This is a genomic window from Polynucleobacter sp. 39-46-10 (genome assembly GCF_002282275.1).
This window is the reverse complement of sequence record NZ_NCJB01000017.1, coordinates 1-24,620: the sequence shown is the minus strand read 5'-3', so window position 1 is coordinate 24,620 and position 24,620 is coordinate 1. Positions and strand designations below refer to the sequence as shown.

Genomic DNA, 24,620 nt, shown 5'->3' with positions numbered 1-24,620 from the left:
AGGCTGCATAACACTTATTTAAAAAAATTATTATTTTCATAAATAAGTCTTACCAATTTCAATTTAATTTCCTACAATTAGCGTTATCAGGCAGGTAATTCACTAGATGTAGTGTTTTTTGTGGATTTAGGGCCTGGAGGCGCAAGAAAAAAGCGATGTTAGCTGTAACTAACATCGCCCCCTAGACTAAGCAAGCTTAACAAGGTACGCCCAGTCTAAACCAAAAGTATTTGGTAAAGGGTCTTGCAATGAAAAACCCTTTTTAAGGAGCGCATTGTGGCTACCAAAAAAGTTGCAACGACTGTGAATAAAAGTGCGGTAACAGGTCAGTTTGTCAGTCAAAAAACTGTACAAAAAAATCCTGGCACGACCTATAAGCAGACTGTTGTAAAGCAAGCAAAACCTAAGAAGTAACTAGGTTGGCAACCAGAGCAATCTGGTTGCCTTAATTGCTCAGTTTTATTGGAAAGACATCATTAGCGTAATTAATAAAAACTAGGCAAGGATATGACTGCGTTAAGCATTCATATTGGGTGTGTATATGGCAATCAACAAATCAACCGGCCCCAGAACTGAAAAAGGTAAAAAGGTCGTTTCACAAAACGCATTAAAGAGCGGGGTGTATGCGCGCGACATTGTGCTCCCGAACGAGAGCCTCGCTGATTTCGAGGTGCATCATCAGCGTTTTATCAATGACTTTAGGCCACAAGATATTGTTGCAAGTCAGTTAGTTCGGGACATGGCAGTCGTGGTGTGGAAGCGTATGAGACTTGAGCGCATTGAGAATAAAGTATTGACTGAGCTTTTGAATGCACCCTTACAGGAGGAAGAGGCGGTTGGTACTAAATACCTTTGGCGCAATGAAGTCGCAAGCATGGTTCATATAGTTCATTTACTGACTGATGAATATCTAGCAGAACTAGAGGGTGCACTTCAAAATGCAATCGAATTTCAGGAGTATCAGCTCAGCGATGAGGAGATTAGCGCGTTAGCAACAACAATCCCTATCTTGGATACGCTGTTAAATCTGAAATATCCCGATTATGAGTTGACTCCCAGCTATCAACTGTTGAGTGTTTATCCACGAAGTTTTAACTTGGGGCTTAGTGAAAATACCTCAACTCAAGAGATGCTGGAGATTGCAATTAAAGATATGCGTCAAAATCAGTGGTTAGGTGCGCACCGCGATGCGATCCTCAAGGAGTATGAGGCAGTGCGTAATCGTCGGCTCATGGCCTTTATGGAAAACGCCGGCACTAGTAGGGCATTTGATGATTTACGGCGTTCATTCTCAAAACTGTTGGCAGAGTACCGTCGTCATGAAGCCTGGCGTAGTGAGCGGCAAATGCTGGATATGGGAATGATTGAAAGTGCGCCAGCGTAGTTTTACAAAACAAACTCATTCTCATTTGGAGAGGGGTGGGCTGTGGAGTAGTGGTGGCCTTGCGCTTGCTAATGCCATATATCGGGTGGTTAATTGTGAGTGTTTAACCCTATTTTTTGCTGGTTTGTATTGCTCAATTTTCAAATATAATGTATAATTTGTATATACAACTTCATTGGGCTACAAATGAAAAATTTAATAACAAGTCAGTCAGTTTTAGATCATATTTGGGAAAAGCATCAGCTTAGAAGGGTTGACGTTGAGGAGTGCTTTTTGAATCATTTCGAGTCAAAATACATCGAAGATGACAGAACGAAAAATAAAACAAACCCGCCAACCTATTGGTTCATATCTGAAAATCACCAATCTGTTAGGTTGAAGGTGGCTTGTGTTTTTAAAGATGGGCATGTCTACTTGAAAACTGCTTATCCACCCAATGAAGTAGAATTGAGTATATACAATAACTCTAAATAAACACTATATAGTATATTTATTTCATAAAAGAGGAAGCAAATGAACTCCAAACAGCTTGCAAAGGAAATTGCAAATACTCCCGAAGCATGGGAGAGTGGTGAGCTTGGACAAAGTCTAGAGCATGTAAGGGTGGCCCCAAGCAAATTAGCATCTGAAATTGATGATGCGCTTGGCTTGCAAATGATCTCCATTCGCTTGGATAAAGAGTTGATTGATATGTTCAAACTTTTGGCCGGAAAATACCAAATGGGCTATCAGCCTTTAATGCGGGAGGCATTGAAGCGGTTTGTCGATGGCGAACTGAAGATGGTGGCGCTTGAGGCTTTGGAAAAACAAAGCTTAGCAAGATCAAAATCAAAGGATGATCAAAATTCTCCCAAAAAAGAAAAGGCAGCCAAGGCTGCATAAAGTTAAAGCCCCATCAGGGGCTTTTTTATTAGGTGGAATGGTGTTTATTCGCCCAAGAATTTGATAGAAAGCGTAGCAAAACATGCCATCAACTAAATTATTTAAAGAAACAGTCTGTTTAAGAATCGAGCGCGATCCTGCTTTCAGACTAGCCTTGCTTCAAGAGGCCCTCTTTGCTTTATGTATGGGGGATATTCCTCTTGGAAAAACCATGCTTCAAGACTTGCTAAATCAGAATTGGCATTAAGCCTTAGGCTTGCTATGAGCAGTATTGGGTGTTAATTTTGGACGATAAACCGGCATATATAAATTCATTAAGTAATTGATATTGCTAGATATTCATATCTAAATTATAATAACCAGATGGACATCAAAGGCCGTATCTTGCAATCCCTTCGCCCGCGTCGAGATGGGCTTTTGTTGCGCCTGGATGCTAAGCCGTTTGGTAGCCCTAGCCAGGTTTCTGCTGCACTGCGTTCTCTGGTTGATGGTGGCCTCATTGAAAAGCTGGATCGCGGTGTTTATGCCAAGCCCGCTAAGGTAGTCCAATTAGGCAAGGAAGCTTTGCTGGAAAGCGCCGCCTTAAGAGTAAAGAATGCACATGATCAATTTGTACAACGTAGGAAACGCACTCGTTTGACCCCAACGGCTCTGTACGTCAGAGACTTGGCAAAAAGTGAGGGCGTTGGATTTAATCCAATCTACGCAGATCGTTGGGCGAGTTCAGTTACGAAGTTAGCCGGAGATGAGGTGAGGAGTGATTCCACCGATGATTTATTAGTTGCCCTGACGCGCTTAGGAAAAATGACACCCAAAGATATGCTCGCTTTAGTTATCAAGCACCATAAAGACCTCAAGCGTGTTTGATCCATTTGGCGATTATGCCTCGAGTGGTTATCTTCGCAATACTGCTAGCGAGAAAGATTTAGAAATTATCAAAATTGCGGAGCACGAAATATTCCGCGCTCAATTGCCCACTGCTTTAGATTTTTTAGCACAATGCAAAAGAATTGAGTACTCCAATTTTTTGGAGGTTCACCGCATCCTCTTCTCGGCCCTTTATCCGTGGGCGGGTGAAGATCGAAATATGGTGTTACCGGATAGATCCATCAGCAAGGGTGAGGTGTATTTTTGCCACCCCAAAGATTGTCAGCGCGCGATTGAGGAAGGGCTTTCAATTGCCCAGGACAAAAAGCAAATGGCAGTGAGACCAGGATTTATTATGGGGATGTTTGCGTATGGCCACCCATTTTTAGATGGGAATGGGCGTGCCATGCTTCTTGTTCATGCTGAGTTATGTTTTCGTGCGAACATGTCCATTGATTGGGTTGGTACTGACAAGACTGCGTATTTAGAAGCGTTGACCCGTGAGATTGAAGATCCGCATGCCGGCGCTTTGGATCAGTATCTACTCCCATTTATTGGGGAGAAGATTGTTCGGGATCATTGGTTGGAATCAATATCAATTCTGCCGGGCCTTGATGGAGTCAATGTAGGCGCAGATTCTTCGGCGCAGTATGCCGATCCAAAAGTGGCCCAGAGTTATCAGGCTTTTGAACATCGACGTGGCTATAAGCTCGCAGAGAAAAATGTAAGTGCATTAACGAAAGGTTTGAAATGACGAAAGTGATTATTCGTACTGGTGTAGTTAAGGGATTTTTTGAGCGCGCACGAAAAGTGGCGCAAAAGGCAGATAGTGGAGAGCCAATTTCCAGGTCCGAAACCATCACATTTGAAGGCCCTCAAGAGAAGGATGTCGCCCTTTCGGGTGGAGCTGGAAAGGGCCGCGGCGCCTGAAAAAAACTTGTTTCAAAACTCGGTAACTGCAATTAGCTTCAAGCATAGGCTCGCTATGGGGTATTAACATTCTTCCGTCAGAAATTACCTTCTATCTTTTATAGCCCCTCCGATAGCTTTTCTTTAGCTGGCTGCTTACTCTTTATCTTTGGCCTACCCAAAGGATACGATGCTCTCAATTGAATACATTCACAAAAGATCACGACTCTTTAAGATTGAGTTGAGTCTTATTGTGGTCGCTACATTTATTGTCTTCATTTTTGTGTGGCAGATTTTGAGTGTTCTCAAATTCTTTAAGTAAGAACATGTTTCTTGGTGGTTATCTTCTTCCCTTTTTTGCCTTCTATTCGGTTTGCTACCTACTCTGATTAGTATGGTTGCATCCAGCTTGGCTTCTTGAACGTCACAATCCTTTTGTATAGCCAGACATAACTTGTCGTAAAGAGAATTGAGCAAGCAATCAAAATGGGTGTGGAGTTCCACCACAAAATAGCCGGTACGATAGCCATGGCAGTCAATACCCAAAGATAGGGTGATGTCTTCGCATTGGCTGTAAATATATCCCCCATATGGGCTCTGGATACGGGGTTCAGAATGCGCCTGAAAATCAGCGTATGAAAGTGAATGCCATCAGGTAAGCCAGGACTTTTCCCTTGATGTATTTTTCTTCTGTAGATGGTAAACAGCGTCTCTAAAATTGGGTAAGCATTAATTAGCAATGCAAACCAAGGAGAAACATTGGGATGTCGTGCTACCAGCATGACGGTAATGACTGCAATCCAAAAGCCAATAAGATAGGCGCCACCATCCCCAAGAAAGATCAATCCTCGTGGATAGTTCCACAAGAAAAATCCCAGAATGGCACCTGCCATGATGAGGCTTAAGTACATCATCAGCGGATCACCCAATACATAGCTCACATAAGTGAGGCCCATCAAGGTAATAACTCCCACCATGCTCGAGAGCCCATTAAAGCCATCAATGATGTTGTAAGCATTGGCCAGGCCGGTAATGGCGAAGATGGTAAAAATGAGTCCAATTCCTGGCAATGCCAATACGTAATCTACGCCAGGAACATCTAGCCGGGTAATTTGCGCGTCTAAATAGATGCAAGCCATTGCTGCTGCAATAGCAGTAAAGAGAAGTCGAGTTTTGATGCCTACTTTTTTAGTGAGATCCTCTGTTAAGCCGATGGCAAAGGTGGGGATTGCACAAACCAGGAGAGTAGTTTCAATGCTGGTACCCGCATTGGTTTGGAGGCGAAAAAGAGTTGCAGCAAAAATGCCAGCGGCAATGCTGATGCCCCCAATGCGGGGTACGGAAATAGTGTGAAACTTTTGGGGGCCCGACAGATCTGAGTCAGCCGAAAGATGATTGTGTAAATGCTGATAACGAATAATCAACAAAGTTACGATAAAGGAGGTAAAGAAGGCGGCTAACAGACCAGTCATGCTTTGATTATAAATTCCAAAAGTATTTAGGGGGAAAGTAGATGCTAAAGTTTGGCTTGCCTAGGCCCCAGTTTTAAGCCTTTGGCACACTTTCTCTCTATAAAATAGTGCTCAAAACACCTGAAATTGGCTGATCTAGCTATATTCCCTTATTTTGCTAAAAACCATAATTAATGTTTTTTAGTTCGGATTGATTCTTGCCATTATTTGCGGCCTTATAGTTGCCCAGGATTTTGATGGGGACAACTGCTGCATTTCGCCTTGCTCGCCTCTTAACACTGAACATTTTGCTTGTAGACAAAGAGCTCCGTGGATTCGATCACCATTGCACAGAAGTAAACCAGCGTATTCAAGCGTATTCAAACGACACTAAAGCCCCGCACCTCAGTTACCATCTGGATGTTCGCTCTGCTTTACCTTGACTTGGCTTTCCCTTTGCCAGGCTTGCTGAGTTTGAATTCCATCTTTTGCCCTTGGTAGAGTAGGGTGGCAGATTCATCACCAATGCTTTGTAGGCTTAGGCCTTTGCCAAGGGATTCACCAACACTAATGGCATTGGTGGGTTTTCCATCGATTTCGAAGATAGCAAAACCATCTAAGGCTCCATCTTTGTTTTTTGAAGTCACCACTACACCGCGCAAAAAGATATTGTCTGTAACTAGGGGCTTGCTGCCAAAGAGTCCATAGGCATTTGCGCCATCTTGATTGGTATATAGCGTGACACCTTTATTGATGCCGGTAGCCGGCTGACTTGGTGGTGCCGGAATTTGCGCAATCTGCATAAGCCAGTAAGTGAGGCATAAGCCGGCAAGCAACATCAATACATAACTTAATGCATTGCTCAGAGTGGTCGGTTTAAAGGCGAGATTGAGGGTGGAGGAAAGACCATGTCCTGCAGAATGTTTACTGCTTTGATTGCTATTTTGATTGCTATTAAATACTTGCTTAATGTGCGTTAGCGCACTGTGAATTTTTCTCGGTTGAGTATTGATAGACGATGAGTCAGATGCCTGCTGGTGGGCATTTCTCTTGGCTTTTAGCCGTTCCTGTATTCGTTGGAGAAATTCGCTCAAAGTAACAAAATACCTATAAAATTTGGATTAATCCAATTCAGTTTAAATCATTGAAAGCGCTATGTTTATTTCTCGCTGGCTAGGCCAAAAATCTCCTTCTCAATGGCTCAATTTGCGTTTTCGCTCGCTCTTCGCGCAAAGCAAATTACAGCGCCCGGCAAGAACCTCTTGTGCTGGAGAGGCTGGCTTTACTCTGATTGAGATTATGGTGGTGATTGCTATTATCGGTATCTTGGCTACCTTGATCGTTCCGAAGATCATGGGGCGCCCAGATGAAGCCCGAGCTACTGCAGCAAAGCATGATGTCGGCACGATTGTGCAGTCTCTCAAACTCTATCGTTTGGATGTAGGACGCTATCCTACTACCGAGCAAGGAATTAAAGCCTTAGTAGAAAAACCGACTTCAGAACCTGTGCCACAGAACTGGAAAGCCGGCGGATATTTAGATTCTTTACCAAAGGACCCTTGGGGCAATCCATACCAATACACCAATCCTGGTACCAAGAGCGAGATTGATGTCTTTAGCTTTGGTGCGGATGGCAAAGCGGGCGGTACGGGAAGTGATGCGGACTTAGGCAATTGGCAGTAAGCATCACCAATACCTTTTTTAGAAAGTTTTTGGTAAAGACCAAAAATTCTGCTGGAGAAGCGGGCTTTACTCTCATTGAAATCTTAGTAGCCTTAGCTATTTTTGCCATCGTGATGGGTGTAGCAGTCTTAGCTATACCCAATCATGACAATCGTTACTGGCAAGACAATCTTGATCAATTGGTGGGCTCGCTCAATATGGCGCAAGAAGAAAGTGCCATGTCCGGTATGCCCATTGTGGCTCAGGTTGATTCTGCTGGGTGGCGATTTTTCTCGCCCGGCACCAATGTTTCTGCTTCTGCTTCCGCTGCAGGCATACCCATCACCAGTACGAGTGGCTTAATGCCGGATGTGTACCGCCCTCAAGCCTGGCATAAGCCGGTAGAGATGGCTCCTTTGCAAATCACATTGGGTGGTGAGCAGATTACGCAAGCGATGCAAATTCCGATTAAACAAGAAAACCGTCAGGCTATTTTGTCGCGTAAAAATAATGGACGCTTTAGTTGGATTGCGAGCACTGCACCATGAGTCCCATGAGTCCATTGTGTAGCAATCAAAAAGGATTTGCACTCATTGAAGTCTTAGTGGGTTTAGCGGTATTAAGTATTGCGCTGATGGCGGGTATGCGCGCTATTGCTCAAGGCGCTGATACGCAACTGGCAATCTCACAGCGAACCATGGCCTTATGGAGTGCCGATAACCTGTTGATGGGTTTGCGCATGAATCGAGCGTGGCCAGAAATGGGTACGACCACTGTGAGCTGTCCCCAAGCTACTTACATTTTTGTTTGCCAGCGTAAGGTTCTAGATACTCCCAACCCCGGCTTTAGAAGGGTTGAAGTAACCGTCTATCTGGCTAGCCCAGGTAGTGCTGATATCGCTAGTGGTCCTCGCTTAGCCTGGCTCACCACCGTTATTCCCAATCCAACTGGTAGGGTGATGTGATGCCCTGTTGCCATCTTCAAAATAAGCCGGGATTATTGCGGGGTAAGTGGAGATGATATCCATAGATCCAATTATGGATTAATATTACTCCATATATAAAGTAATCTTATTAATTCATCAATCAAGCTATGAACCTAGCCATGAACTCAGCCTATACATATACCTACCCCAAAAGTCGCTTTGAGCCGGCGATAGTGATTAACCTCAATTCCGTCGAAGAGAGAGCACGCCTATCCTCTTCTGCTACCAAGGCCTTTTTTAATATCGTCAACCAATGGCAAATTAAAGATGAAGATGCCCGTGAACTGCTCGGCGGTCTTCCAAGTAGTAGTTTTTATGAGCTCAAAAAAAATCCCAACAAGACTTTAGATGTAGATCGACTAACGCGTATTTCTTATCTGATTGGTATTTATAAGGCGCTTCATATCTTGCACGGCGACACATTGGCTGACGCTTGGGTGAAGATGCCAAATCAACATCGTCTATTTAAGGGCGCCTCTCCATTGGCATTGATGGAGTCAGGTGGCATTGTGGCAATGCAATCCGTTAGAGCATTGCTTGATGCAAGGCGCGGTGGGATTTGATGCTGACAGACATTCCAAGAACCTTACTTCGGCAATATGATTTGCACCGCCTCATTCCATCGAGGTTTGCTGAGGACGAAGATTCGGTTTTAACTCCCATTGCTGACAATGAGGATCACTTAAAGGATCTTTTTGAGTTGGACAATGCAACGAATCAAAGACTGCTAGCAGAATCTGACCGCTTGCCGGGAATTGGAGTTGACGAGCTTGTTTTTGGAATTCCCAATTTTCGAGTGATCAACGCTGCTTTCGCTTATCCAAGACCAGAAGGTAGTCGATTCAATGGACCAGATAGAGGGGCTTGGTATTGCTCCTTTGAGTTGAATACCGCCTTAGCTGAAGTGGTATTTCATAAGACAGTTGAATACGCAGAAATTAATTACTTTCACGATAGCGTGACTTATCAACTTTACCTAGCTGATTTTGCCTGTGAGTTTCATGACATCAGGCGCTGGGATGCTCGGGAGCAGTATTTAGATTCGCACAGCTACCAAGACTCACAACTCCTAGCTGACCAGTTGTTAGAGGATGGCTCCCTGGGAATTATTTACCCTAGCGTTCGTAAGATTGGCGGGACTAATCTCGCCTGCTTCAGGCCCGCCCTTGTTGGGGATGTTCGCAAAACAGAGCGGTTTGAATTGTCATGGTCGGGAAGTGAAGATCCAGAAATAATCAAGATAGGTGATGGAAAACAATAATCATCCACAAGAGCAGGGCTTTGCACTGATCGAGATGATCGTGGCTTTAGTCATCATGGCAATAGTGGGTTTAATGGCATGGCGTGGCATGGATGCCATGATTCGGGGGCGCGAGACCATTGATCGCCGCGCCAATCTAGATGCTAGCTATTTTCAGCTGGTCAACCAGTTCGAGCGCGATTGCCAAGAGAGTTTGCGCCGCGATGAGATTGCACCTTTGTTTTCTGCTGGAAACGCATCAGCCATTTCTAGTCTAGCTGCTGGTGCAAAAAATATTTGGTGGGTACGACGCTATCGTGCCGACAACCAAGATGCTTGGATGATTGTAGGTTATGGCATGGCGCCTGCGGGCCTACAGCGTTTAACCAGTAGACCATTGCTGCGCAGAAGTGATGCTGGAACTTTGTGGGCTAGCATTAGTCGGGACCCTGATTTAATTTCTACTGAATTATTGGTCAGTGTTGAAGTGCCGATGATTGTGCGGCAAGCCTTTCAGGTGCAGACTTCGGTGATTAGTGGTGCAGGTGGAAACGGTATTAGTGCTAGCGGAACTGGTGCCGGTATAGGCATAGGCATAGGCATAGCCAGTCCAACTGCCGGCAATACCCCAATTAGCAACGTCTATCCCGACCCCCAGGGGGTCACGATGCAATGGTGGATTAAAGATCAGGCATTGCCCATCAGTCGGTCTTGTTTGATGGGGGGAGCATTGTGATGATGCGACCGTCTTCTAAGAATGAACAGGGCTCCGCAACAGTCACCGCCTTAATTGTGGTGGGCGTTGCTGCGGTGATGTTGGCTGGACTAATGTGGCGTCAACAAATTCAGATACGCTCTCTTGAAAATGCACGTGATCTGGTTCAGGTGCGGTGGTTGCAACGCGCTGCAATTGACTTTGCACGCTTGGTCTTAGTTGAGGATCAACGCAGCACACAATATGACCACTTGGGCGAAACCTGGGCGCTGCCATTAGCGGACGGTAAGGTAGCTGACTTTTTAAAGAATGCCGATGTTCCGGATGAGATTGCTGCCGTGACCCTGCGTGGACAACTGACCGATGCGCAAAGTCAGTTCAATTTGAATAATTTATGGGACAAGGATTTCAAGGGGGTGAATGCCGCTGGGGTTCAAGAGTACGGACGCTTATTGGAAGCGGTTGGGCTTGATCGTGGTTTAGCTCAGCTCACAGCCCAGGGTGTCCTTCAGGCAGATATGCCTTTATATGACCTAGATGGACTGTTAAGTCTGCCTGCATACAATCCAATGATTTTGGAGAAAATAAGACCTTTTGTAGCCATCTTGCCAGTATTAACAACAGTTAACATTAATACAGCTCCTCCTGAGGTGCTTATGGCGGCACTTTCTGGGCTTAGCAGGTCTGCCGCAGCCAGTTTTGTCCAACAGCGCTCCACTAGCCCAATGAAGAGTTTGGATGAAATGACTGGGCTGTTAAATAGGATGGGCCTTGCCCAAGGCGTCACCATCGATGCCACCCTGGTGGATGTGCGCTCACAATTTTGGCTGGGACGCACAGAAATTCACCTCGGAAGGGGTATATTTGTGAGCTCTGCTTTAATCCAGCGCTCTCAAATTCCATTACCTAGTGGGAATTTAACGCAGGTCATTTGGAGTCGCACTGGCAAAACAGCAATCGAATGAGTTTATTAATCGTACGCGCACCTCTTAAGCCATTGAATGGCAGTACTGCCAGTTCCGCAAGCGACTGGCAGGATTTGGCATGTGCCGAGCGTTTTGAGTGGTGCTTGGTAGAGGATGGTGAATTTGCTGAAGGCGCTGTTGTTGTTACCGGCACCGGCACTGGAACTACTGACTCCATGCCCTATGCAGATCAAGCCCTAGTCTTGATGCCCACCCTTGATGTACGTTTGATTGAAGCAAAAGTACCACTCGCAAACGCCAAAAAATTACAGCAAATTCTTCCGAATTTAGTGGAGGAATATTTATTAGGTGGTGCTGAGGCACTTGCCGTTCAGGCTTTTCCACCGGTACCCGGCAAGCCCGCTTTACAAAGAACTTTAGCGCTGATTGATCGCGCTTGGTATGCCTGGCTCACTAAGCAGTTAGAAGGCTTGCTTTGTCCTCGAGTGCGCTTAATTCCGGACTGTTTGGTTTTGGATTTAGTGGCCAGTGGCGACTCTTCGGTGGCACCATCAACCAGCTTTATGCGAGACGACGGTAATGTCATTCTGAGTAGGCGCACTGGTGAGCAACTGGGGGTGGGCTGGATTGAGCGGGAAAATCTGGAGCAAGGCGTTCAGTTGCCAAGTAGCTTGGGGCCAGATCATGCAGTAGAAATTGCTTGGGATTGGTTGGCGCCCAGCGCACAAGCATTTATTAAAGTGAATGCTAGCAGTAAATCAGCAAACTTTGCCCTCAATTTATTACCCAATAGCTTTAGAAAGCAGAGCGGTAAATCGAGTCTCTTTAATCTTGCGCAGATTTCTGGAATGCTGGGACGCCAAGCTTCGGCAGGCGCAGAGGGTGATGCATCGGCCATGTCTTGGGCGGATCCCGTCCTATGGCGCCGCCCTCGGCAATGGCTAACTATCACTCTTGCTACGATGATCCTAGGATTTGGATTGCATTTAACTTGGCTGGCAATTGATGACTGGCGCTGGACCAAGCGCATGGAATTGCTCGCTGCTCAATCGCTGACTTCAGCCTCTGTTGCTGATTTGACCAAAAGTAATCCCAACCCTACTGCAAGTGCTGTACTGGGAGCATTTATTGAACAGGTGACTCGCGAGCAACGTCGCCAAGGTGCTGTGACAGATGCTGATTTTGCTTCGATGGCAGCCAAGCTGCAGCAATTAAAAGCCAGCTTTGGAGCAGATGTCTTGCAGTCTATTGAATACGATGGTTATGGCATGAATTTTGAATTCAAGCCCGGTGCAGTAAAGCAAAGCTCAGCTCAAGTGCTTGAGCAAGCCAGAATGCTTGGCCTGATGGTGAAGTCTTTAGAAGTGAACCGCTATCGCTTAGAGCCCTATGCGGGTTTATCGGATGCGGTCGGTTCAGGCGGGGGTTCTTGATGAATCGATCCTCTCAACAAACTCTGCAAGAAAAGTTGCTAGCCGCACTCAAGCGCTTCAAGGAGCTTTGCACTAAAGATTACTCTTTGCATGACCTGAAGAATTTAGGCGCAAAAGCAAAAGGCCTCAAGGAAACACTCTCGCAGATTTCTGTTCCATCTGATATGACTGGCGGCCTTCTGAAATCCAAACAGCGCTGGGATCTGAATCCTATTCTGGGTGTCTTGAAGACATTTGCAGTGCGTCAACGTTATCTATTTTTAGTCCTATTAGGTCTAGTGATGGCATTGCTGCTGCATCGGTTTGTGCTGGCACCCTATGAAGCTCAAATCGAATCTCAATTGATGATGCGTCCTGCACAGTGGTCGCAACTTCAGAGCTTAATCAAGCTTTCTAAGGCTAACCCTGCATCATCTCTTTCCATCGCGTCTACCGTGACACCGCTAGATGAGATGGAGCTGCAAAAGGTCAGAAGTGTTTTGACTGCTCGTGGCCTCAAGCCTGCCGTGCTTCGATTGACAACCGACAACCCCCCGCGCCTGGAAATTCAGGTCAGCGATGCAATGTTCTCAGTTGTATTAGATGTATTAGACGAATTACGCAGTACTTGGCGCCTCTATCCAACACAAATGAATGTGGTTTCTGCAGCTGGTCCTGGGGTGGTTAACGTCAGCGCTACCTTATTGCAATTTAGCTCTCAGCCTGGTGTGGGAGCAAGACAATGAAGCTCCGATTAGATCTGACACGCCAGCGCCTACCTAAATGGATCTGGGTGGTACTGGTATTGGCGTGTGCCTGGGTCGTGATTCGTCAAATGCCAGTTGCTTGGGTTGGCGGTGCCTTGGCATCCCAGACTGCTTGCAGGGTAATGCTGGAACAGCCTATCGGTACGATTTGGCAGGGAAGTGCCGCACTAGCGTTTTCAGAGCCCAATGCTTCTGAGGGTGGATGCAGGGAGCCTATGTCCGTTACCGAACGTTTCCACTGGGAGACCTCCTGTAAGCTCGTCTCATTGACTTGCCAGTCAGAAATTCAGTTTGCGGCATTAGAGCAAGCGCAGCAGATTGGGTGGCGCCTAGGCCAGGTGTCCATAGCGGCAAATGAAATTAAGCTTCCTGCCAATGTTTTGGAGGGTTTAGGTAATCCGTGGAGCACTTTACGACCGCGGGGTGGATTGGGTGCCCGCTGGACTGATCTGAATATGGCGACCATGGGGGACTCTGAGGGTGCTGGAGTGGATTCTTCGGGTGTAATTCGAATTATCATCAGTAACTTGAGTAGTCCCATTAGCCCTGTAAAGCCATTGGGTAGTTATGAAATTGCCGCCAATATCGCTCCAGACGGCCTGACTTGGACTTTGTCCACTACAAGTGGCCCACTGTTATTAAAGGGACAGGGTGGGGCGGCTAAGCAATCTGGAATGTATTTTTCAGGTGAGGCCTCCGCCTCTCCCGAAGCGCAAGAATCATTAATCGGTTTATTGTCTTTGTTGGGTAAAAAAGAAGGCGATGCGTATCGCTTGAAGTTTTAAGTTCTTTAGAAAATAGGTATGCAAACAGTGTTGAGTCATCTTCAAAAGAATTTTCAGAGGCGTTTAGTGCAGCTCGTGGTGGTCTGCGTCGCCGGTGAAAGCATGCTCCTGCCCTTAGCATACGCACAATTCAATTCTCCGCAATCGAATATCGCAGTGCCCGATGAAGGTAGTGTGACTTTGTCATTCTCAAACGCTGATATTGAATCCGTAGCCAACGTCTTAGCAAAGGCAACGGGCCAAACTATTTTGGTCGACCCTAAAGTGAAGGGCACGATTAACCTGATTAGCAATAAGCCTCTCACCAAGTCCAAAGCATTAGATGCTTTTTCAACTGCATTGCGTACTTCTGGTTTTGCATTGGTTGATGTGAGTGGTGTATACCGCGTGGTTGCTGCAGCGGATGCCAAGTTGATTAGTAATTCAGTAACGACCGGCAAAGGTAAGCAGGACGGTGATCAAATTATTACGCGCGTCTTTAGGCTCAACTTTGAGTCTGCCAACAATCTATTGCCTGTATTGCGCCCCTTGGTGTCGCCTAACAATACAATCAATGCCTACCCTGGCAACAACACGATTGTGATCACCGATTACGCCAGCAATATCCAGCGTATTTCGAAGTTAATTGAATCGATTGATGCGCCGACATCAAGTGATGTGCAAAGTATTAAATTGCAATATGCGATCGCTACCGATATGGCGACGATTTTAAGTAAGGTGCTCGATACCGCTACCACTGGTGGTGCTGATCCATCACTGAAGACGATGATTTTGGCTGAGCCCAGAAGTAATTCGATTTTGGTGCGCGGTGCAAGTGCTGAGCGTATTCGGCAGATTCGGATATTGGTTGCACGCTTAGATGTGCCAACTGCAAACAACGGAAACATTTGGGTAGTACCGCTGAAAAATGCCGAAGCAACTAAATTAGCGGTCACTTTGCGTGCGATCGTTGCAGCAGATGCAAGCTTATCTGCGCAAGTGGGTAGCGCTCCTGGCCAACCGGGATCCGCTAATCCTGCTGCCAACTTAAATCAGCCGCAGGCTAATCAACAAAATACTGCGCCAGGTGCAATGGGTTCTAGTGCGGCAACCTCAGCATTAACCAGCTCCAGTAATCCTACAACCGGCGGCATTATTCAGGCAGAGCCAGCAACCAACTCCATCATTATTACTGCCAGTGAGCCTTTGTATCGCAATCTACGCCATGTCATTGAGCAATTAGATCGCCGTCGTACACAGGTTTATATTGAATCCCTCATTGCTGAGGTGAGCTCTACCAATGCAGAGGAGTTGGGTATTCAGTGGCAAGGTCTAGTCGGTTCAGGCAATCAGAACGTGGGCTTTGGCGGCACTAACTTTACGAATGCTGCGGGACAAACAGGATCAAATATTCTGGGCCTAGGCTCGAATGTAAACAATATTCTCAATCCTGGTAATCCATCTGGTGTCCCTATTCCGCCGGCGCCTGGATTGAACTTGGGTATGTTGACCAAATTCAATGGCACTTATGGAATGTCTGCCTTGTTAACTGCTTTGGCAACAACGCAAGGCACCAATATTCTGTCGACACCAAACCTCATTACCTTGGATAACGAAGAGGCTCGTATTGTGGTGGGTCAGAACGTACCAATCATTACGGGCTCTTATGCTCAAACTGGCTCGACCAGTACGGTGACTCCATTTCAGACCTATACCCGTCAAGACGTCGGTTTAACTTTGCGTGTGCGCCCACAAGTATCCGATAACGGCGTTGTGAAGATGCAGATTTACCAGGAAGTCTCCTCTATTTATAACCAGAGTTTTGCCTCCGGCATTATTTTGAATAAGCGCAATATCGAATCCAATGTCTTGGTCGATGATGGTCAGATTATTGTCTTGGGCGGCCTGATCGAAGATAAATATAACGATGGCTCAAGCGGTATTCCATTCTTAAAAGATATTCCCTGGATTGGCGCGCTCTTCCGCTCGGATGCCAAGACCCGCACCAAAACCAATCTGTTGGTATTTATTCGTCCTTACATCTTGCGTGATAAGGATCAAACAGCAGATATCACTACGAATCGCTTGAACTTAGTGCAAAAAACAGAAGATCAATTTAAGCAGGCTCCTATGCTCTTGCCTAAAGAAGACTTATCGCAGATCTCTGATTTAGAGTCACCACTGATACCACCGGGCAAGCCGGTAGATCCGACACCTAATAACCTACCGTCTTCTGGATTGACTAAGCCAATTCCAGTGCGCCCTTCTAATGCGCCAGATTTAGTAGCGCCGATTCCAATCACGATTCAATAATGTCGCGACTTCCTCGCATCCCCTTTGCTTATGCAAAGGCGAATGAGATCCTCTTAAAAAAGAGCGAGGATCCAGAAGGGGTACCGACATTAATTCATAGTGCTAATACCGATCTATCGGTTGTGCAGGAAGTTTGCCGTCTCGTGGGGCCAATTCATCGAGTCGAGCAAACCAGTGAGCAGGTATTGGAAGCGCTCAATGCTGCCTATGCTGAAGGCGATCTCAATGCCTCTCAGGTGGTGGATGAAGTAGAGGAGGCAGTGGATCTTTCTCGCCTCTTACAGGAGATGCCGGTCTCTGAGGATTTATTGGAGATGAATGACGATGCTCCGGTAATCCGCATGATCAATAGTCTACTGAAGCAGGCTAGTCGAGATGGTGCATCTGATATTCATTTGGAAGCATTTGAGCGTAAATCACTAGTGCGGTTTCGGGTGGACGGTAACTTACGCGATATCGTGGATATGCGACGTGATCTTCATGCTGCTCTGGTATCTCGCATCAAAATCATGGCATCTTTGGACATTGCAGAAAAGCGTATGCCACAAGATGGCCGCATCTCCCTTCGTGTGGGTGGCCGTGCCATCGATGTGCGCGTTTCTACATTACCCACTTCGCATGGCGAGCGCGTGGTGTTGCGTTTACTAGAAAAAAACTATGACCGCCTCGATTTGCGTGCTCTAGGCATGGCTGAAGATACCTTCACTCAGTTTGATCAACTCATACATCGTCCGCACGGGATTGTGTTGGTAACGGGTCCAACTGGTAGCGGTAAAACCACCACTTTATATGGCGCTCTATTGCGCCTGCGTAACAAGATCAACAACATCATGACGGTGGAAGATCCGATTGAGTACAACCTCGACGGTATCGGCCAGACCCAGGTGAACTCTCGTATTGATATGAACTTTGCCAGAGCGCTACGCGCGATCTTGCGTCAGGATCCGGACATTGTGATGATTGGTGAGATCCGTGACTTAGAGACAGCGCAGATTGCAGTACAAGCTTCATTGACTGGACATTTGGTCTTAGCTACCTTGCATACCAACGATGCGCCTTCTGCAGTAACGCGTTTGATCGATATGGGAATCGAACCCTTCCTACTCTCTTCGACTTTACTGGGTGTATTGGGACAACGCTTGATTCGTCTCTCCTGTGCTGCTTGTGGCGGTAAGGGCTGCGCTGTGTGCGGCGACTCTGGATATAGTGGGCGCGCTGGTATTTATGAGCTCATGACTACCAATGAAAAGATTCGTGAGCTCGTACACCAACAAGCTTCTGAAAGTGATATTCGTAAACAGGCACTGCTTGGTGGCATGCGCACTTTGGCTGATGACGGTAAGCGCTGGGTTGCGCAAGGCAAGACCACGCCTGAAGAAATTCTCCGGGTTACCGGTTCAGTGGAATTGGACTAAAAATCTATGGCACGCTATCGCTTTGAAGCTCTGACTTATGCTGGCAAGAGCGAGCGTGGCAGCGTCGATGGTGAGAGTGTGCGTGCAGTACGCCAGGCCCTGATGGCCAAACAGTTAGTGCCGGTTTCTATTGAACTCGAAACGGAGTGGGGCAAGCAACGGTTCTGGAACAAATGGTTTTCAGAGAACAAGCCTCTAAGCCGAGCTGATCTGACATTAATTACCAAGCAGGTAGCAATTTTGGTGAGATCAGGCGTACAAATTGATGAAACTTTATCTGTGCTTGCCGAAGAAAGTAGTCAAGCTCATGTGAAAGCAGTACTGCAGGCAGTAGTCGCTGAGTTACGCGCGGGTTTGCCACTATCAAAAGCGATTGCCACACAACCCCTTTCATTTGATCCTTTATATCAAGGGGTAGTGGGTGCAGCAGAACAGTCAGGCAAGATGGGTCAGGTCTTGACTCAATTGGCTGAGTTTTTAGAGAAGCGACAAGCTCTGAAGAATAAGGCTTTGGGCGCGCTAGCGTATCCAGCCATGTTGACTGGCGTTGCCTTCATGATCGTGTTATTCCTGATGACTTACGTCGTACCCCAAATTGCGAGAGTATTTCAGAATACCAAGCAGGCGCTGCCATTTTCAACTCGCTTCATCTTGGCACTTTCAGAGTTCTTGATGAATTGGGGTTGGCTACTAGTCATCGCGATGGTTGGCGCAGTCTTTTATGCTCGGCGCGCTTTGGCCAATCCAGAGTTTCGCCTCAAGGTCGATCGCGTACTACTCAACTTCCCCTTGATTGGTCCACTGCTATTAGGTTTTGAGACCGCGCGTTTTGCTAATACGATGGCCATGCTGGTCGCAGCTAATGTACCTATATTGACCGCATTACATAGTGCGCGAGATACTTTAAATAACACGGTATTGCGTGCAGCGATTGATTCAACTGAGGGGCGTCTGCGTGAGGGTACAAGCTTGGCTAGGGCGTTAGGTAGCCAGGGTGTGTTTTCACCGATCTTGATTCACCTGATACGCTCTGGGGAAGCTTCCGGAAAGTTGGCTGAGATGCTGAAATATGGCGCAGAAAATGCTGAGCTTGAGTCTGAACAAAAAACAAAAATATTCACCAGTTTATTAGAGCCTTTATTAATTCTATTAATGGGCTTAATGGTTTTAGGAATTGTGATGGCAGTGATGCAACCAATATTGGAAATGAATTCAGGGGTGAGGTAAACAAATGCAAATACTAATCATGACCGGTCCACATAGCCGTGTAAGAGAAATCACATTGACAGCACGTCACCTGGTTTTTGGTGGAGCAACTGTTCTTGCCTTATTGTGTGGCGCTAACTGGATGGTCAGTTCAGTAAATAATGAAACCAAAGACCTGCTTCATGCAATGGAGAAGAAAGAGCTTTTAGAGAAACGTTTTTCTGCCAACTCTGAAGATGACTATGAGACGAAGTTGATGGAGCTGCAAGCCCGCCTAGAGGATGCTCAGCGTAATCTGGATCAGTTGGATGCATTGCGAACTCAGTTAATGCGTTCCAATGGTCAAGTTAGCGCAGTCAATCTGAGTAATGCTGATTTTGGTAATGCCCAGGGCGGCCCATTAAAACCCTCTAACGTGACGATTAATCTAGGCAATCAAGATGAGCAATATGGCGCACGCTTGGATCGTACGGTTCAGGATTCCATTGCCTTCAGTACACGCGTTCAAGAAATGCAAAAATCGCTTACCCATACCTGGGATGTGGCAAATTCAATTCCGACAGCATCCCCCTTGTCCTTGATGCCGCAGGCTTCAAGTGGCCTTGGTTATCGAGCAGACCCTTTTACTGGTAAGGTAGCTTGGCATGAAGGAACAGACTTTCCTGCGGCTTATGGCACACCAATCCTGGCCACTGCGGACGGCACCGTCATTCGTGCGGCCTGGGATGAAGAGTATGGCTACGTAGTTGATGTGCAGCATAAAAATGCAGTAGTTACTCGCTATGCGCATGCGCAAGAGCTTTTGGTAAAACCGGGTGACTTTGTGAAGCAGGCGCAAGCGATCGCAAAGGTAGGCTCTACTGGCCGCTCTACCGGACCCCATTTGCACTATGAGGTTCTTAGAAACGATCAATCTATAGCTAGAAACTAATCTTCTGAAGTCTTAGTTAATTAGTCGGTTTATTGCAATTTAACTAGGCATTGGATTTTGAATCTCATATCCCTCTTAAGGCACTAAGCTCAAAAATAAATACTCAAAGAAAATAATCAGATGGACTACTCCTTGAAGCAGGGTAGTCCTGCCGATTGCTAAGGTCAGTGCTCCAATAAAGAAGGAGAGATACATCAGCGTCATATTCAGTGAGCTAATTCCTAGGCTGAGTGGTAAATCAAACAAGATGGCAAATGCAGCGACAGTGGGAATAGTTAGCCCAATACTTGCAAGGGCGGAACCCAATGCTAAATTCAGACTGCTTTGCAAGCGATTAGCTCGCGCAGCTCTTACGGCTGCATAGCCTTCAGGTAAAAGTACGAGCATTGCAATCGCAATACCAATCACAGTTTTTGGGGCTCCAGCCGCTTTAACGCCGGCCTCTATTACGGGATTGAGCCCCTCCGCTAGGCCAACAACTATTGCTAAAGAAATCAAAAGTAAAAATAGACTTGATACAGTTTTAAGATTACTAGGCTTATCTGCATGAACGTCGCTATTGGTTTTCATAGCCGTTTCTTTTGGCAGGTAATAATCGCGATGGCTAACAGTCTGGAAAAATATAAAGGCACCGTATAGGGCGAAAGAGGCAATGCCCGCAAATGCAAGCTGACTCTTTGTAAAATCAGGCCCCGGGGTGCTTACCGTCACCATTGGCATGACCAAAATGAAGGTCGCTAAGGCAGTTAAGACTGCCAATGCAGAGTTGGTACCTTCGTTACGAAAGGACATCTCATGGTGCTTAATTCCACCCATGAAAATACATAAACCAATTACACCATTTATAACAATCATGACTGTGGCGAAGACTGCATCACGCGCAATAAATTCTGAGCCCTCGTGGCCCGCTAACATCATGGTGATAATGAGTGATACTTCAATAATAGTAACGCTAATCGCCAGCACTAATGTTCCATAGGGCTCTCCAGTTTTATGCGCGATAACCTCAGCATGGTGGACGGCAGATAAAACCGCGCTAATAAGCGTGATCCCCATCAAAGCAATAAACCAAGTTTGATTCAGGAGTGGGGCTAAGAAGTCCATGAAAGTAATCTTTACGGTGAAAAATGCAAATGCTCGTTAATATAGATAAATTCTATACGGGCGAGAGGAGTGGGCCTATTTTAAGATAATTTATATGGCTCATTTAGCAAGCTTGCTCAACATTTATAAAGATTGATATGAAGGCAATAATTTTATTTGGACATGGCGCTCGCGATGTTCGTTGGCGTGAACCATTTGATCGCTTGGCACTACTATGGAAGGTGCAGTACCCAGATACTGCGGTGGAGCTAGCTTTTTTAGAGATGATGGAGCCGAATTTGGAGCAGGCAATCTCTTCCTTAGGGGGTACTGGCGTTACTGAGATCGTGATAGTGCCAGTCTTTTTTGGGCAAGGTGGTCATTTACGCAATGATTTCCCCGTCCTGCTATCCGCTTGTCAGGATAAATTCCCGGCAATGAAATTAAGCGCTACGCCTGCTGTCGGTGAAGATGAGGCCGTCTTGCAAGCCATCATCGAATTTAGCGCTAGAGCTCTGTAAGTCTGTAGTTTGATTGATGGTTTGTTTTTCTCTTAAGGCTTCGCCCACCATAATCAGTGCAGGCGAGGTACTATCAAACCAATCATTCGCTTTGCCCTTGGCTAGCTCTCCCAGGGTGGTAGACCAGTGACGCTCATTCTGAGTGCTGACTGCTTCCAGAATATGTACCGGAGTATCAGCTGTCTTATCTGGGCTTTCTTGTATTAATCCTTGCGCAATATTGGCTGCGTCCTTGCGGCCCATGTAATACACCAAGGTATCAGCTTGTGGATTTTGAATTGGCTGCTGACCTCTGTTATCGCTGAGATTCTCAGCGCCTTGTGCCAATGTAACAAAAGCAACGCTACGAGAGACCCCCCGCAATGTCAGCGATTGCTGAATAGCTGCTGCACCCGCTAATGCCGCAGTGATACCTGGTACTACTTCTACTTCTATGCCCGCTTGTTTGAGCGCTTGTATTTCTTCATCGGCGCGCCCAAACATCATGGGATCGCCACCTTTCAGGCGCAGGATGATTTGATATTTTTGTGCGGCATCAACGAGGCGTTTGTTAATAAAGTGCTGCGCAGAAGAAAGCTTGCCGCAACGTTTACCTACTGGTACTTTAATGGCTTGAGGACAGAACTCCAGCATGGCTGGATCTACCAAGGCATCATGAAAAACAATATCTGCCTTTGCCAGCAGATTAGCGCCACGCACAGTAATGAGATCAACTGCCCCGGGACCCGCGCCCACTAAATACACTTTACCGAGTTTGTTTAGATTGCCCATGATTTATCTATACCGAATCTATCTTAGTTGACTTCTTGAGTGCTGCGTTGATCACGCCAGCTGTTTTGTGTCGTCACGCTAAAGAGATCAAACTGTTTGAGTCCAATATCTAAGTTTTGATCTGGGCGTAGTTCAAAAGCATCAAAGCCTACTCGCGCAGCTTGTAATAGTTGATCAATCAATACATCCCCGATTGCCCTCAATTCACCCTGCCATTCAAAGCGATCTCTAAGTAGGGCTGCAGTGCTAAAACTTCTGCCATCTCTGAAGATGGGAAAGTGAGCAGCTACAACTGGCCAGAGTTTTTTACCTTCCTCAATGATGTCAGCATGTTTGAGGATGTCATCATCGGCGGCAAACCATACGCCAATCTCACGCTTATTTGTGCGTGTGCTGATGTCGGCGTTCTTATGATGAGTGATCCACCAATGAAAGGGCACCAATACCTTATGTAATCCATGCTCTAAGTCAGGAATACCGCCTTCATCACGCTCGCCATCCCAGACCTGCCAGTCATTAGCGATTACTGTAGGGTTTCCGTCTTTAGGGAAATAAATGATGTGCTTGTTCATGATCTTTCCCGGATTAGGCAATTACAACCTTGTTATATTCTTTAGAGTATTTATCATTTTTATTGAATGCGTTCTTGTATGCGGCCTCTTTAAAGGGTGTTACACCAAGGCGACGATAGGTCTCAATAAATGGCTCATCAGTTGTACGTTGCTCGACATAGGTATTAATGATGCTAGTCATGACATCAGGGATTTCATTGGCGTAGAAAGAAGGACCAATTACTTTACCAATCGAGGCATTATTACCTTGCTCTCCGCCCAGGGTTATTTGGTAGCACTCTTCACCATCTTTATCGACACCCAGTACGCCAATATTGCCAACGTGATGATGGCCACAAGAGTTAATGCATCCGGAAATATTTAAACTGATATCACCTAAATCAAATAGGTAATCTAAATCATCAAATCGCTCCTGAATCGCTTTAGCAATTGGTAGTGATTTAGCGTTAGCGAGTGAGCAGAAGTCGCCACCAGGACAGGCAATGATATCGGTCAGCAAGCCAATATTAGGTAGCACTAAATTATAGTTTTTAGCGGCGCGCCAAAGATTCAATAACTCCGCTTGTTCAACATCAGCCAAAACTAAGTTTTGTTCATGGGTCACACGCAATTCACCAAAACTATATTGATCTGCTAAATCCGCAATGGCATTCATTTGCGCGCTAGTGGCGTCGCCAGGAGCGGCAGTGCCATGCGGCTTAAGCGACAGAATAACTGAGGCATAGCCAGAAACTTGATGTGGCTTTACGTTGCGCTCTAGCCAGCGAGTAAAGGCAATCCTCTCATTGGCATCTAATCTAGATTCAGCATGAGACAGTAATTGTTCATTGCTTAATTCCGGAAGAGTTTTGTAGCTTGGCTTGGTAAAGTGCTTAGCGACACGCTCCCACTCAGCTTGCGTAAAGTTATCTTTACTCTGCTTAGCATCGTTATGCAGTTGCGCCCATTCACCTTCTACTTGGCGTGCGAATTCTTCTGGGCCTAATGCCTTTACTAAAATCTTGATGCGGGCTTTGTAGAGATTATCTCTTCTGCCAAAGCGGTTATACACGCGTAATAGGGCGGTCAGGTAACTTGGCAGAAGTTGCCAAGGCAGCCCTTGCTTAATCAATGATCCCAGTATAGGTGTACGACCCATGCCACCGCCGGCATAGATGTTTGCTGTCAACTCACCATTGTTGATGTCGGGATTTTTCTGGAGCTCAATGCCCACGTCATGACAAAGTAATACGGTGCGATCTTCTTTAGCGCCATTAATTGCAAACTTAAATTTGCGCGGTAGATGAGCAAACTCAGGATGTAATGTTGACCATTGGCGGAGTAACTCGCAAATGGGTCTTGGGTCAATATATTCATCAGCAGCAACACCTGCAAAGGCATCACTTGTGATGTTCCGAATACAGTTGCCTGAAGTCTGAATGGCATGCATCTCTACTTTGGCTAATTCTGCCAAGATGTCCGGCGTCTGCTCTAGTTCTACCCAGTTCAACTGAATGTTTTGACGGGTTGTGAAGTGTCCGTAACCACGATCGTATTTATCAGCAATGAAGGCTAGGGTTCGAAGCTGTTTAGCACTCAATAATCCATAAGGAATAGCAACACGCAGCATATAGGCATGGCGCTGATGGTAGAGGCCATTCTGTAGACGGAGAGGGCGAAATTCTTCTTCGGCTAAAGTGCCGTTCAGGCGTCGCTCAACCTGGTCTCGAAACTGGATAACCCGTTGATCTACAAGGGCTTGGTCAATATGGTCATATTTGTACATAGACCCATATTGTCTGGGGCTATGTCCATAACCACAAATACTTAAATATTGAATCTATATATCAATATATATATAAAGC

28 protein-coding genes are annotated in these 24,620 nt (G+C 46.2%); 22 read left to right on the top strand and 6 right to left on the bottom strand.

Going from position 1 to position 24,620, the window contains the following annotated elements; genetic code table 11:
- The first annotated feature begins 276 nt into the window (after positions 1 to 276).
- The 7 genes from B7X71_RS02995 to B7X71_RS02965 all read left to right on the top strand — a co-directional run bounded on the left by B7X71_RS02995 (position 277) and on the right by B7X71_RS02965 (position 4,063).
- Positions 277 to 414 (top strand): hypothetical protein, encoded by a 138-nt coding sequence (locus tag B7X71_RS02995; RefSeq protein WP_293599636.1) that lies wholly within the window; start codon positions 277 to 279, stop codon positions 412 to 414.
- Between the two features lie 127 nt (positions 415 to 541).
- Positions 542 to 1,384: a hypothetical protein gene (locus B7X71_RS02990; protein WP_293599635.1), complete on the top strand. Its 843-nt coding sequence runs from the start codon at positions 542 to 544 to the stop codon at positions 1,382 to 1,384.
- Positions 1,385 to 1,897: 513 nt separating this feature from the next.
- Positions 1,898 to 2,266, top strand: a complete 369-nt coding sequence (locus B7X71_RS02985; RefSeq protein ID WP_293600188.1) for a hypothetical protein — start codon at positions 1,898 to 1,900, stop codon at positions 2,264 to 2,266.
- A gap of 82 nt (positions 2,267 to 2,348) precedes the next feature.
- The gene (locus B7X71_RS02980) at positions 2,349 to 2,513 is read left to right on the top strand and encodes a hypothetical protein (protein ID WP_293600187.1); all 165 of its coding nucleotides are present in this window, start codon (positions 2,349 to 2,351) and stop codon (positions 2,511 to 2,513) included.
- Positions 2,514 to 2,629: 116 nt separating this feature from the next.
- Positions 2,630 to 3,133, top strand: coding sequence for a hypothetical protein (locus tag B7X71_RS02975; protein WP_293600186.1), 504 nt, complete (start codon positions 2,630 to 2,632; stop codon positions 3,131 to 3,133).
- The gene (locus tag B7X71_RS02970; RefSeq protein ID WP_293600185.1) at positions 3,126 to 3,887 is read left to right on the top strand and encodes a Fic family protein; all 762 of its coding nucleotides are present in this window, start codon (positions 3,126 to 3,128) and stop codon (positions 3,885 to 3,887) included. The genes B7X71_RS02975 and B7X71_RS02970 overlap by 8 nt, the downstream gene beginning before the upstream one ends.
- The gene (locus B7X71_RS02965; RefSeq protein ID WP_293600184.1) at positions 3,884 to 4,063 is read left to right on the top strand and encodes a hypothetical protein; all 180 of its coding nucleotides are present in this window, start codon (positions 3,884 to 3,886) and stop codon (positions 4,061 to 4,063) included. The genes B7X71_RS02970 and B7X71_RS02965 overlap by 4 nt, the downstream gene beginning before the upstream one ends.
- A gap of 368 nt (positions 4,064 to 4,431) precedes the next feature.
- Here B7X71_RS02965 and B7X71_RS02960 read toward each other — a convergent pair whose 3' ends face one another.
- Together B7X71_RS02960 and B7X71_RS02955 are read right to left on the bottom strand one after the other, a co-directional pair.
- Complete coding sequence (locus B7X71_RS02960) at positions 4,432 to 5,514, bottom strand: glycosyltransferase (protein WP_293600183.1); 1,083 nt, start codon at positions 5,512 to 5,514, stop codon at positions 4,432 to 4,434.
- A gap of 413 nt (positions 5,515 to 5,927) precedes the next feature.
- On the bottom strand, positions 5,928 to 6,587 hold the full coding sequence (locus tag B7X71_RS02955; protein WP_293600182.1) for a hypothetical protein: 660 nt from the start codon (positions 6,585 to 6,587) through the stop codon (positions 5,928 to 5,930).
- 61 nt (positions 6,588 to 6,648) lie between these two features.
- On the opposite strand from B7X71_RS02955, the gene gspG reads away from it, so the two are divergent.
- The 14 genes from gspG (at position 6,649) to B7X71_RS02885 (ending at position 19,829) form a co-directional block, all read left to right on the top strand.
- On the top strand, positions 6,649 to 7,176 hold the full coding sequence (gene gspG, locus B7X71_RS02950; RefSeq protein WP_293597900.1) for a type II secretion system major pseudopilin GspG: 528 nt from the start codon (positions 6,649 to 6,651) through the stop codon (positions 7,174 to 7,176).
- Positions 7,167 to 7,703, top strand: a complete 537-nt coding sequence (locus B7X71_RS02945) for a prepilin-type N-terminal cleavage/methylation domain-containing protein (RefSeq protein WP_293597899.1) — start codon at positions 7,167 to 7,169, stop codon at positions 7,701 to 7,703. The genes gspG and B7X71_RS02945 overlap by 10 nt, the downstream gene beginning before the upstream one ends.
- The gene (gene gspI, locus B7X71_RS02940) at positions 7,700 to 8,119 is read left to right on the top strand and encodes a type II secretion system minor pseudopilin GspI (RefSeq protein WP_293597898.1); all 420 of its coding nucleotides are present in this window, start codon (positions 7,700 to 7,702) and stop codon (positions 8,117 to 8,119) included. Before B7X71_RS02945 ends, gspI begins: the two co-directional genes overlap by 4 nt.
- Positions 8,120 to 8,247: 128 nt before the next feature.
- Positions 8,248 to 8,703: an MbcA/ParS/Xre antitoxin family protein gene (locus B7X71_RS02935; protein ID WP_293597897.1), complete on the top strand. Its 456-nt coding sequence runs from the start codon at positions 8,248 to 8,250 to the stop codon at positions 8,701 to 8,703.
- A complete protein-coding gene (locus tag B7X71_RS02930; protein WP_293597896.1) occupies positions 8,703 to 9,401 on the top strand; it encodes an RES family NAD+ phosphorylase in 699 nt (232 codons plus the stop codon). Before B7X71_RS02935 ends, B7X71_RS02930 begins: the two co-directional genes overlap by 1 nt.
- Entirely contained in the window at positions 9,388 to 10,116 is a 729-nt protein-coding gene (locus B7X71_RS02925; RefSeq protein WP_293597895.1) for a prepilin-type N-terminal cleavage/methylation domain-containing protein, read from the top strand. Before B7X71_RS02930 ends, B7X71_RS02925 begins: the two co-directional genes overlap by 14 nt.
- Entirely contained in the window at positions 10,116 to 11,060 is a 945-nt protein-coding gene (gene gspK, locus B7X71_RS02920) for a type II secretion system minor pseudopilin GspK (RefSeq protein ID WP_293597894.1), read from the top strand. Before B7X71_RS02925 ends, gspK begins: the two co-directional genes overlap by 1 nt.
- The gene (locus B7X71_RS02915) at positions 11,057 to 12,454 is read left to right on the top strand and encodes a type II secretion system protein GspL (RefSeq protein WP_293600181.1); all 1,398 of its coding nucleotides are present in this window, start codon (positions 11,057 to 11,059) and stop codon (positions 12,452 to 12,454) included. Before gspK ends, B7X71_RS02915 begins: the two co-directional genes overlap by 4 nt.
- A complete protein-coding gene (gspM, locus tag B7X71_RS02910) occupies positions 12,454 to 13,179 on the top strand; it encodes a type II secretion system protein GspM (protein ID WP_293597892.1) in 726 nt (241 codons plus the stop codon). The genes B7X71_RS02915 and gspM overlap by 1 nt, the downstream gene beginning before the upstream one ends.
- Complete coding sequence (gene gspN, locus B7X71_RS02905) at positions 13,176 to 13,985, top strand: type II secretion system protein N (RefSeq protein WP_293597891.1); 810 nt, start codon at positions 13,176 to 13,178, stop codon at positions 13,983 to 13,985. The genes gspM and gspN overlap by 4 nt, the downstream gene beginning before the upstream one ends.
- 18 nt (positions 13,986 to 14,003) lie before the next feature.
- Complete coding sequence (gspD, locus tag B7X71_RS02900) at positions 14,004 to 16,277, top strand: type II secretion system secretin GspD (RefSeq protein ID WP_293597890.1); 2,274 nt, start codon at positions 14,004 to 14,006, stop codon at positions 16,275 to 16,277.
- Positions 16,277 to 17,692 (top strand): ATPase, T2SS/T4P/T4SS family, encoded by a 1,416-nt coding sequence (locus B7X71_RS02895; protein ID WP_293597889.1) that lies wholly within the window; start codon positions 16,277 to 16,279, stop codon positions 17,690 to 17,692. The genes gspD and B7X71_RS02895 overlap by 1 nt, the downstream gene beginning before the upstream one ends.
- 6 nt (positions 17,693 to 17,698) lie before the next feature.
- Positions 17,699 to 18,919: a type II secretion system inner membrane protein GspF gene (gene gspF / locus B7X71_RS02890; RefSeq protein WP_293597888.1), complete on the top strand. Its 1,221-nt coding sequence runs from the start codon at positions 17,699 to 17,701 to the stop codon at positions 18,917 to 18,919.
- A 55-nt stretch (positions 18,920 to 18,974) separates the two neighbouring features.
- Positions 18,975 to 19,829, top strand: a complete 855-nt coding sequence (locus tag B7X71_RS02885) for a peptidoglycan DD-metalloendopeptidase family protein (RefSeq protein WP_293600180.1) — start codon at positions 18,975 to 18,977, stop codon at positions 19,827 to 19,829.
- A 75-nt stretch (positions 19,830 to 19,904) separates the two neighbouring features.
- Here B7X71_RS02885 and B7X71_RS02880 read toward each other — a convergent pair whose 3' ends face one another.
- On the bottom strand, positions 19,905 to 20,933 hold the full coding sequence (locus tag B7X71_RS02880) for an ionic transporter y4hA (RefSeq protein ID WP_293597886.1): 1,029 nt from the start codon (positions 20,931 to 20,933) through the stop codon (positions 19,905 to 19,907).
- Positions 20,934 to 21,070: 137 nt separating this feature from the next.
- Between B7X71_RS02880 and B7X71_RS02875 the strand changes: the two genes are divergently transcribed.
- Positions 21,071 to 21,433 carry a CbiX/SirB N-terminal domain-containing protein gene (locus B7X71_RS02875; protein WP_293597885.1) on the top strand — a complete coding sequence of 121 codons (363 nt, stop codon included), beginning with the start codon at positions 21,071 to 21,073 and terminating at the stop codon, positions 21,431 to 21,433.
- Here the strand turns inward: B7X71_RS02875 and cobA are convergent.
- From cobA to B7X71_RS02860, 3 genes are read right to left on the bottom strand one after another with little or no spacing between them, the layout of a single operon-like run.
- A complete protein-coding gene (cobA, locus tag B7X71_RS02870) occupies positions 21,356 to 22,204 on the bottom strand; it encodes a uroporphyrinogen-III C-methyltransferase (RefSeq protein ID WP_293597884.1) in 849 nt (282 codons plus the stop codon). The two genes, B7X71_RS02875 and cobA, sit on opposite strands and share 78 nt — an antisense overlap.
- A 23-nt stretch (positions 22,205 to 22,227) precedes the next feature.
- Entirely contained in the window at positions 22,228 to 22,776 is a 549-nt protein-coding gene (locus B7X71_RS02865) for a DUF934 domain-containing protein (protein ID WP_293597883.1), read from the bottom strand.
- A 13-nt stretch (positions 22,777 to 22,789) separates the two neighbouring features.
- Positions 22,790 to 24,541 (bottom strand): nitrite/sulfite reductase, encoded by a 1,752-nt coding sequence (locus B7X71_RS02860; protein WP_293597901.1) that lies wholly within the window; start codon positions 24,539 to 24,541, stop codon positions 22,790 to 22,792.
- Between the last annotated feature and the right edge of the window lie 79 nt (positions 24,542 to 24,620).